Source organism: Streptomyces racemochromogenes, assembly GCF_044129415.1.
In the GTDB taxonomy this organism is placed as follows: Bacteria; Actinomycetota; Actinomycetes; order Streptomycetales; family Streptomycetaceae; genus Streptomyces; species Streptomyces racemochromogenes_A.
The window spans coordinates 1-9,753 of sequence record NZ_JBBDHD010000186.1 but is presented as its reverse complement, the minus strand read 5'-3'; the positions used below and the strand labels follow the sequence as shown (position 1 = coordinate 9,753).

The following is a 9,753-nucleotide window of genomic DNA, read 5'->3' as shown; positions in this document are numbered from 1 at the left end:
ACCGGGTTGTAGACCGCGGTGGGGCTGCCGGTGAAGCGGAAGGAGTTGTCCAGCGACTCCCAGGGCGTCCAGCCCGGGCCCCCCTTGGTGTTGTACGCGTGGACCATGATCCCGTCGGCGTTGATGCCGAACGCCTCCGCCGTCGCGGTGTCGGGGTTGTAGAGGGTGGCGGCCGAGGGCGCGGACGTCGACGGCGCCGGGGTCGGCTCGACCGGTACGGTCGCGTCGTCGACGACGCTGGTGTTGCGGACGGGGGTGTAGCCGTTGCCCTTGATGTAGTCCGGGAAGTACGGGTACGGGATCGTCCGGTGGTGCACGCCGGTGCCGCTGAACTCGTACCCGACGTAGGAGGTGTGGGCGGCGTCGGCCCAGCGGTCGAACAGCACGATGTGGCCGTCCCTGTCCGCCGCGTCGTTCAGCAGCGCGTCCCCTGCCCGGAGTTCGTTCTTGTCGATCCGCTGCGCCACCCCGGCCGGGATGAAGCGGGTGGTGTCCAGACCGGGCGTGCCCAGCTTCCAGGCCATCGAGGCGTAGCCGGAGCAGTCCCGCCGGTACCCGTTGTAGTAGCCGCTGCCGCTGTACACCAGGCCGAGCGACACCCAGGACTGGGCCCTCGCCAGCACCTCGGAGCGGCTGATCGCGGGCCCGGTCTGGGCCACCAGCGGAGCGGACGTGCCCTGCCCGGGGTTGACGGCGCGGACGCCGTCGCCCGACAGGGCGTGCACCGGCGCGGTGCCGAGGGCGAGCGAGACGAGCCCGGCCGCGAGCAGGGCCGAGGCGGCTCGGACGGTGGGTGTGGCGATGCGCATCAGCGTCTCCTGAGGAGGGTTCGTGGGCCGCCCCGGCGGTGCCCGCGGACACGGCGACGTGTCCCGTACGGGCCGCCCGGTGGCGGGTGAGGTCTACCGGGAGCGGCAGTCGGGTGCCGAACGGCTCGGCCCGGCCCCGTTCGCCGCCGGCTCAGCCTGGCCGGGCGACGGCACGGGCCGCCTCCGTGCCGACCACGGAAAGCCGGCGGGCGCGGCGGCCACGGATCAGTACGGATCACCACTGGCCGTCAGGGATCCGTCCTGGTCAGCCCGGATCACCACGGATCACCACGGAGGAGAAACACGGACCACCGCGGAGCTGTGCCACCGATAATGAGTCCGTGTCCACACCATTGATATCGACGCGGGAAACCGACGTACTCGTCCTGCTCGGACAGCACCTCAGCAACGCGGAGATCGCCGTACGCCTGTCCATCTCGGTCCGCACGGTGGAGTCCCACGTCTCCTCCCTGTTGCGCAAGTTGGCCCAGCCCGACCGGCGGGCGCTCTCGCGCCACGCGCTGGGCCGGGAACCGGGCGCGTCCGACCGGCCTGCGCCAGGGCGGCTCCCGTCGGTCCTACGCCCGGATGGCCGGCCCGCGTCCGGGCGTCCGGTGGCCGAACGCCCGGGACCCTTACTGCCGGTGCCGTTGACGGCGTTTGTCGGGCGCGCGCGGGAACGCGCGGACCTGGCCGCCGCGATGACGGCGCATCGGCAGCTGACCGTCCTCGGCCCCGGCGGGGTGGGGAAGACCCGGCTGGCGCTGGAAGTGGCGGCGGACGTCGCCGGTGAGTTCCCCGACGGGGTGTGGTTCGTCGACCTGGTCCCGGTGACCGAGCCGGACCGGGTGGCGGCCGAGGTCGCGGCGACCCTCGGCGTCGCCGAGGAACCCGGCCGAGACATCGACCTGTCACTGCTGGAGTCGCTGGCGGACCGGCGGGTCCTGCTGGTGCTGGACAACTGCGAACAGGTCCGGGACGGCGTGGCGCCCTTCCTCGAGCGGCTGCTGACGGCCTGTCCCGGGCTTCGGGTGCTGGCGACGAGCCGGTCCCGGCTGCTGGTTCCTTTCGAGCGGGTCTTCCCGGTGGCCCCGTTGTCCCGGGAGGGTGGCTGGGGATCCGACGCCGTCGCCCTCTTCACCGCCCGGGCGGGTGGGCTCGGGCTGCCGCCCGGTCCGGCCGAGCTCGACGGCGTCGTGGACATCTGCGAGCGGCTGGACGGCATGGCGCTGGCGATCGAGCTGGCGGCGGCGCGCTGGCCGACGCTGGGCCTGGACGGTCTCGGGGCGGGGCTGTCCGACCAGTTGCGGTTCCTGGCCGGCGGCCCGCGCGCGGACGACCGCCACCGGTCGGTACGGGCGGTGCTGGACTGGAGTCACGAACTGCTGGAGCCCGTCGACCGGGCGCTGCTGCGGCGGGTGTCGGTGTTCGTCCTGCCGTTCACGGCCGGGGCGGCGGTCGAGGTGGCGGGCTTCGCCCCGCTGGACCCGGTCGCCGTCGCCGACGGACTGGGCCGGCTCGCCGAGCAGAGCCTGCTCACCGCCGTCCCGTCCGCGCACGGCACCCGGTACCGGGCGCTGGAGACGATCCGCCAGTACGGTGCCGAACGGCTCAACGAGGCCGGTGAGTCGGCCGACGTGCGCTCCCGCCACCTGGGGTGGTGCCTGGACGGCGCGCACGAGCTGGTGCGGACGGCGGACGAGGACGGGCGGGCCGGGTTCGACGTGCTGGCGGACGAGCTGCGGTCCGCGCTGGCCTGGGCCGCCGGGCGGCCGGAGCGGCGCGCGGACGCCCGACGGCTCGCCCTGGCGCTCGCGGGGGCGGCCTTCGAACGCAACCTGCTCGGCGAGTCCCAGCAGCGGTACGAGCAGGCCGCCGTCCTCGCCGCCGACGGGACCGACGCGGCCGAGGCCCTGCGCCGGGCGGCAGCCGTGGCCGGCTGCCGACGACTCGGCGACGAGATGTACCGCCTGCATCGCGCCGCCGCGGCCGCCGCGCTCGACGCGGGACACAGGGCCGCCGCCGGCCGCGACCTGGCCACTGCCGCCACGGTGGCGGTCCGCTTCGCCGGCGAGTTCGAACAGGCACCCCCCGCCGAGGTGATGGACGCCCTGCTCGCCGAGGCCCGTTCGCTCTCCGACGACTCCCCGGCCGGAGGCGCGGCCCTCGCGCTGGCCGAGGTGGCCGTGCACGGTGACGCCTTCGGTACGGCCCCCGTCGGCCCGGCCGATTCCTGCGCGAGCGTCCCCCTGGCGGCTGCCTCCGTGACGAGCGCGTCAACGGCTGCCGTTCCCGCGCCGGACGTCGTCGCGCGCGCCGAACGCGCCGTCGCCCTCGCCCGGCGCGCGGGCGACCCGGTGGCGGAGTCCGCCGCGCTGGACGCCCTCGCCGGAGCCTGGAGCCGTGGCGGTGACGCCTTCGCCGCGGCGGCCGCGACCCGACGCCGGATCGACCTGCTGCGGACGCTGCCGCAGGCCCCGGCCGTCACGCACGAGCTGCTCGACGCCCTCGCCACGGGCATCGGGAACGGCTTCGGTGTGGGCGACCTGGAATGGGCCGGCCGGTGTGCCGGACAGCTCGCCGAGCATCGGCTGCTGGTCGAGGCAGGAGCGTGCGCGCGGTCCTGGCTGCTGGTCGCCGACGTGCTGGCCGGCCGGGTCGAGAAGGCCCTGGAGACCGGTGACCACCTGCTGGAGACCTGGGAACGGATCGGGTTCCAGCGGTCGTTCTCGCTCGGCCCGGCCGCCGCCGCGGTCGCCATGGTGCACGGTCTGCGAGGCGACCACGAGGCCCGGGCGACCTGGCTGGCCCTCGCCGGCCGGGCCGGCACACCGAAGCACAGTCACGGCTACGAGGCGGTGTTCGACGCCGTGGTGCTGCTCCACCACGGCCGGCCCGACGCGGCGCTGGGGCGTCTGGCGGCGCGGCCGGGCGAGGCCGGCACGCCGGTCTCATCGTTCTGGCTGCACTGGTCCGTGGTGCTCCGGGCGGAGGCCTCGGTGCTCGCGGGGCGTCCGGGGGCCCGCGAGCAGCTGGACGCCGCACGGGTGGCTGTCGCCGGCAACGCGGCCGCCACCGCCCACGTGGACCGCGCCGAGGCCCTGGCGGACGGCGACCGGGAGCGGCTGCTCGCCGTCGTGGCCGCCTTCGAGGCTGCGGACTGCCCGTACCAGGCGGCGCTCACCCTGGTGCTGGCCGGGGGCGACCACACGGCCGCCGGCGAGCGGGCGCTCGCCGGACTGGGCTTCGCGCCGCCCGGCACGGATGGGCTTCGGCTACCGTGATGTCACACGGTCGGGCGCGGGTGGGGCGCTCCGGTCGGCCCCCGGTCACCGACCACGGTCGGGGCCGCGTGCTGCGGCGGACCTGACCGGACCTGGTCGATCGGACCCTCGCTGCGGCGGCGGCTGCCGCGTGCGCGCCTGCGGCAGCCGCCGGGTCGGCACGTGCGGCGGGCTCGCGGCGGTGCAACGGCCCGGGTGTCGGCCCGCCCCCCCATTACCGTTTTGGTGGCCCCGCAATGGGGCGCCCGGCCTCCGTAGTTGGCATGACTCTCTCCCCGGGGCGGGGGGGCAGACCTCCGCCGTTCCCGCTCGGTCATCCCGCCCAGATGCCGTGTTCGATGCGATGGTCGAGGGCGTGGGCCAGGCACTCGGTGCGCACCGGGCAGCCGGTGCACACGGCCTTGGCCTTGTTCTGTGCCGCGCCTTCGACGAACAGCGCGTCCGGATCAGCGGTGCGGCAGGCCGCTCCCTCACCCCAGGTCTCCCGGTCTTCCCCGACCACCCCGATGCCGTCCTCTCCCCGGTCCGGCCACCCCGCCCTCCCCTGGGCAGGCGCGGTCCGCAAACGGTACGTCACGCCCACGAAGCGTAGGAGATCACCGAGTGACAGCAATCCGTTCGGGTGAGGGGGACTTGACGGTGGTTCTGATGGTGCAATCAGGCGACGAATAAGCCCAAGGGCATGTAGGCGTGGAACGACAGGATGGCTGACTGGTGCTGGTAGGGATTGACTGGCCGCTGCTCGTGGAGCAGGCGGCGCCCGGTGACCTGCTGAGGTTCCGGCCCGAGGTGGCCGCGGAGCTCTGGGCGGGGAACGAGGAGGCCGTAGAATTCGTGACCGAGGTCGGGGTGCCGTTCTCCAACGGGTTGTTCCGGATGCTGGAGGAGCTCGCCGACCGGCGGCCGGAGAACCCGGACCGGGCGTTCGCCAAGCCGCTGATCGAGTGGTCGGTCGAGACGGAGCACGGCCGGCTGAGGCAGCTGGGCGAGCTGTACAGCGGCTTCGTCTACCTCAGCCTCGACGACGGCACGATCTGGGTGTGCGACCCGGACGCCGACGAGGAGTACGAGCTGATCCACCGGGACATCTCGTCGTTCTCCTACCTGCTGTACAAGATCGAGGCGGAGAAGCCCTCGCCCGAGGAGCGGCCGACGCCCTATGACTGGGCGGACGCGGAGGAGTTCGTCCGGGAGGGCATGAACCGCTGGGACGACGTGCCGTTCGGGGACGGCACGCACTTCTGGGAGGCCTTCATGGACTCTTACCACATGATGTGAGAGGGCTGGTTCGGGCGTGAGCGCGCAGACGGACGACGAGGTGGCGGCGGAGCTGCTGGCGCACTTCGGGCCACGCGGACTGCGGGCGCCGGCGATCGCGCCGGCCGGGCCGCTGCGGCATCCGGGACTGCCGGTGCAGGTGGGACCGTACTTCCGGGCCACCGAGGAGGGCGGCCCGCTGGCGGTGGCCGAGTACGCGGCCGGGGCGTGGACCCGGCTGGTCAAGCGGAGCCGGACCTCGGCCGCCAGGCGCGCCGGTGACGCAGAGCGCAGCCGGGCCGCGGACGACACGCACAACGGGGCGGCGGAGGCAGCAGACCGTGACCCGGCAGGCGGGACGATGGCGACGCAGTGGACGCGTTCATCATCGCGGACGCGGCCCGCGCGATGCCTCACACGCTGCGGGCGATCAACGGCGAGGACGAGACCATCGCCGAGCTGGAGATGATCGTCGGCTTCGACGACGACCTGGCCGGCGAGGCCACCAGGGTCGCCAACCGGCTCCACGGCCTGCTGACGCAGATCCATCCGTCGTTAGAGCGGGTGCTGGGGCCGCGAATGCAGCACCCGGCCGTTCTGACCTTGCTGGAGCGGTTCGGGTCGCCGGCCCAGATCCGCAAGGCCGGACGGCGCCGCCTGATCACCCTGTTACGTCCGAAGGCGCCGAGGATGGCCGAGCGGCTGGTCGAGGAGATCTTCGCCGCCCTGGACGAGCAGACCAGCAGCCCTCCCACTCAAGATCGAAGCCCTTGACGTCATCCCACAGCAGATCAGCCACACCACCATGCTGCCCGGCTCCACGACCCAACGCAGCCCCGTTTCCCTTGACCAAAGAGATAGGGGCACCCCCCCAGATCGCTCACACCCCACCAACAACCCGGAACTCGAACTATTTCAGATCAATATGTGACAAATACCGAGCTTCGGCTCGACGGCGTTGTTGTCGCCTGGTGGATCGTTCGGCAGGATGCGAGCGGTGACGGCGGCGGGAACCCGCCCGATCGCGCCGGGCGTCGTACAGGGACGGCACAGTTCGTTCGCTTCAGGGAGGGGTGGGTCCATGCGCGGTGATTGGCCGACCGAGGACCAGTTGACGAGGACTTTCGGCGCCGTGCTGGAAGAGGTGCTCAGTGGCCAGGGTTTGCGGACCTGCACTGGGCTCGATATGGCAACGGATGACGCGCTGTGGGAGATCGCCAAGTATGGTCCGGGCGCCCCTGCCGAACTTGTCGACGCCGCCCGTGCCGCCTTCACCGGGCAACTGGACGGCAGCAACGCCGCGCGCTGGCGCGCAGAGCTCAGGCGCAAGTTGGCAGCGCGCGGGCAGCGCGCCGCCGAGCGCGAGTCAGGGCCCACCACCGAGGCTCGTGGTGGTGCCGAGCCGCCGGCGAAACCGTTCGGGGCGACGCCGACTTCAGTACGGGCGATGCGTATCAAAGGCGATCAGACCTACTTGGACGAGTACGGACGCACCTGTCACGCAGGGGAATTGTTCACTGGGGAGGTCGAGGAAGTCGCGGACAACGGGCACACCGAGCTGCTCGGCACCTACTGCTCGGGCATCGAGCACGGGCGGCAGCAGGAGTGGTGGCCGGACGGGACCAAGCGGGCCGAGGGCGTGACCATCATGGGTGCCGCGGTTGGTGAGTGGCGGTACTGGCACGCCAACGGCCGGCCGTCGGAAGTGGTCGTTTTCGATGAGAACGGTCGGGAGATGTCGAGAAGGCGCTGGAATGCCGTAGGTGAGCTGATCATGGATCATGTGACGCGCCGGGCCTGATCCTTAGGCAGGATCCCTGGAGCGCTCGTTCGGCGAGTCGGCGTGAGTGACGTCCGTCGTGGCTCCGTGGCCGTCGGCGTCGACGCCGCCTCGCACTCCTGGCTCGCGGCGGACTGGGTCGCATCGGAAAGAACGGCGACGACCAGTACGTCAGACAGTCCGCCCGTGGTCCCGTCGTGGCCCGGATCGGCGGGACCGTCGTGGCGAGTGACCACCAGGTGAGGGGGGAGCTGACCGTCTGCCTCGGATGCGCTGGCGCTCAGTAGGTGTCCGTGCCTGCCAGCACAGCCAGTCGGCGGCCGTTCGGTGAGAGGGCCACGATGGCGAGGTCCCAGCGCTGGCGGAAGAACCACCCGCTGTCGGTGCCGAAGCCGTACCACCGGTAGGCCGCCGCCAACGCCTCGACCTCGGCCACCGGGGTGCCCTCTTCCACTCCCGTCAGTCCGGCCAGGGAACGCCAGGCCGCAAGACGGCCATAGGCGCCGTACTCCGCCGATTCATACGCTCCTCCCTCGGCCGCGGCGTCGAACAGGACCTCCCAGATCTCCACCGGAAAGCAGCGGCTGAGGCTCACCTGGGCCGCCGCGGCCGTGCGTGCCAGACCGATCGCCCCCAGGGCGGCAGGCAGGCCGGCCGCCGTCATGGGCTCGACGAACTCGAACACCCGGGCCTAATGCCGGCCGTTCGAGTCCTCGGCCCAGTTCCGCGCGGCGGCAGCGATCAGCTCGCCGGTCGCTGCCGTGGTGGTCTCCCTCACGCCGGGCAGCGGCACCGGAGTGCCACATGAGAGCCTCTTGCCCGGTGCGGCTCTCCCCGTCCGGGAAGCGGGCCGGCACGGGGTAGCCGAGCTCGAACTCGGCACGAGTGAGCGGCAGCCAGACGAACCGACCGTGTCTTTGACGCGAAGCGCCCGCCCAGTTGGCCACCTGCGACAGCCCGGCGAGGTCGACGCCTCGGACCACCAACTCCCGTACCAGGCAGGCCCGCAACTCGTCCGGTCCATCCGCCCCGTCACTGAACAGGACTGCCAGGTCAGCTGGTTGCTGTGCCGAGACCAGCAGGGAGGCGGCCAGGCTCGGGAAGTGACTGCCGCCAAGAGCCTGGGCCAGCCGACCCGTGGCGAGGACCTGGCCGGCGCCGGGCGTGCGGGCGAGCAGCCGCAGCAGCCCGTCCCGCATCGTGACGTACTGCCACAACTCCTGCTCTCGGCCGCGGTACTCCCCAACGAGCCGGACACCCAGCTCGGCGACCCGCTCGCTGTCCCCGGCCGCCAACCACTGCTCGGCGAGCCGCCACACCCCCGTCACACTCTCCAGACCCGGCAGATCCCGCACGAGTTCAGCTATGTCATCAGCCACGCGGGCGAGCCTATGCCGATTCACCTACCCCCGGCCCATATCGTCCGCGGCTACTTCGGCGGCCCGCACGTCCGCCACGTCCTGGACGAGAACCCCATCAGTTGCTGATCAATAGAGCTGCTGGACCACGCCGGCGCTGATCGGCGGGCCGGAATCGTCGACTGCAGTGTTGCGGGTGACGAAGAGGTGGGGGTTGGAGCTGTCGCGCCAGCGAGCCTATCGAGAGCTGGCGCCGTGCCCCGCACGTGTCCTCTGACAGGTGATGTTGACCGTTCCAGGCGACTTCGGCCGCTGCTGGGTTCCTGTGCCGGCGGCCGGCGCTCGGTGCGGCGCCGTGGGATCAGTGGTTGCGTAACGGGGAGCGCTCGGGTCATCACCCTCGATGGACAGTCCGACGTAGGCGCGTAGGGCGGGGCGGGTACCGGGGAGGCCGTACTGGGTGAACCACTCGTGGAGGTCGGAGCCGAACGGCACGGGCTGGAAGTCCGCGGCGGTCAGCAGCTCGGCCAGGACCCTCACCAACTCCCGGCGCCCAGGAGAGAGATCGGCGAACACCGGTACGGTGTCCGCGGGGTCTAACAAGGCTTCCAGCAGGTTCTCGGCACGGACCGGCAGCGGGCGGGGCACGACTCCGGTCTCCGCGGACGGTGTAGCTGTGCAGGTCGCCCCCGTGGTGGGCGGTGGCGGTCTCCGGGGCCGGTCCGGCGCCGAAGGTCGCCAGTTCGGTGGCGATGCCGACAGTAACGCCGTTATCGGCATCTGGGAAAGGAAGCGGGAACCAGGTTGTACGTCGTGAGCGCGGACGAGTGCCCCGAGAGCGCTGCCACAAAGCTGCCGATGGTGACAGTGGGTATTGACCTGGCCGGATACTCCGGAACGACGACGACCTGCTGGCGGCCATGTGCAGTGCCGACAAAACCGGCCTGGACTCGCCGGTCGGCTGGCCGGTGACATTCACGTCTCTGCTCGCCGCCCACCAGGCCGGCACGAAGCTGCCCATACGGTCCAGATACACGCCTCACCCGGGCAGCTGGGCGTCGTCGCCATGCGAGCAGTGGGCCTCTTGGAACGTCTGGCCGAGGCCGGCCCCTCTGTTCCCCGTGACGGCTCCGGCTCGGTCCTGCTCGGTTCTGCTTGGCAGAATTCCGTTCATGAATGATCAGCCGCAGGAACCTGCCACTTGTGACGCGGTGGCGACGCGACGAACTCCCGCGCGTCCAGTCGACGTGGTGGGGCTCGTTCCC

General features: G+C 72.0%; 4 protein-coding genes and 4 pseudogenes. 4 read left to right on the top strand and 4 right to left on the bottom strand.

Annotated features, from left to right (window positions below; translation table 11 throughout):
- Positions 1 to 809, bottom strand: a pseudogene (locus WDV06_RS34380) (hypothetical protein); the annotation flags it as partial.
- Positions 810 to 1,150: 341 nt separating this feature from the next.
- On the opposite strand from WDV06_RS34380, the gene WDV06_RS34375 reads away from it, so the two are divergent.
- A complete protein-coding gene (locus tag WDV06_RS34375; protein WP_395513747.1) occupies positions 1,151 to 4,093 on the top strand; it encodes an ATP-binding protein in 2,943 nt (980 codons plus the stop codon).
- A 296-nt stretch (positions 4,094 to 4,389) separates the two neighbouring features.
- Here the strand turns inward: WDV06_RS34375 and WDV06_RS34370 are convergent.
- Positions 4,390 to 4,595, bottom strand: a pseudogene (locus WDV06_RS34370) (WhiB family transcriptional regulator); the annotation flags it as partial.
- 212 nt (positions 4,596 to 4,807) lie between these two features.
- Here WDV06_RS34370 and WDV06_RS34365 point away from each other — a divergent pair.
- From WDV06_RS34365 to WDV06_RS34355, 3 genes and pseudogenes are all read left to right on the top strand, one after another.
- Positions 4,808 to 5,371, top strand: a complete 564-nt coding sequence (locus WDV06_RS34365) for an SUKH-4 family immunity protein (RefSeq protein WP_395513746.1) — start codon at positions 4,808 to 4,810, stop codon at positions 5,369 to 5,371.
- 345 nt (positions 5,372 to 5,716) lie between these two features.
- Positions 5,717 to 6,103, top strand: a pseudogene (locus tag WDV06_RS34360) (IS110 family transposase); the annotation flags it as partial.
- 328 nt (positions 6,104 to 6,431) lie between these two features.
- Complete coding sequence (locus tag WDV06_RS34355) at positions 6,432 to 7,151, top strand: toxin-antitoxin system YwqK family antitoxin (protein ID WP_395513745.1); 720 nt, start codon at positions 6,432 to 6,434, stop codon at positions 7,149 to 7,151.
- Positions 7,152 to 7,410: 259 nt separating this feature from the next.
- On the opposite strand, the gene WDV06_RS34350 is transcribed toward WDV06_RS34355, so the two are convergent.
- Both WDV06_RS34350 and WDV06_RS34345 read right to left on the bottom strand, forming a co-directional pair.
- Positions 7,411 to 7,815 carry a DUF6183 family protein gene (locus tag WDV06_RS34350; protein WP_395513744.1) on the bottom strand — a complete coding sequence of 135 codons (405 nt, stop codon included), beginning with the start codon at positions 7,813 to 7,815 and terminating at the stop codon, positions 7,411 to 7,413.
- A 187-nt stretch (positions 7,816 to 8,002) separates the two neighbouring features.
- Positions 8,003 to 8,449: pseudogene (locus WDV06_RS34345) on the bottom strand (DUF6183 family protein); the annotation flags it as partial.
- Positions 8,450 to 9,753 lie beyond the last annotated feature (1,304 nt).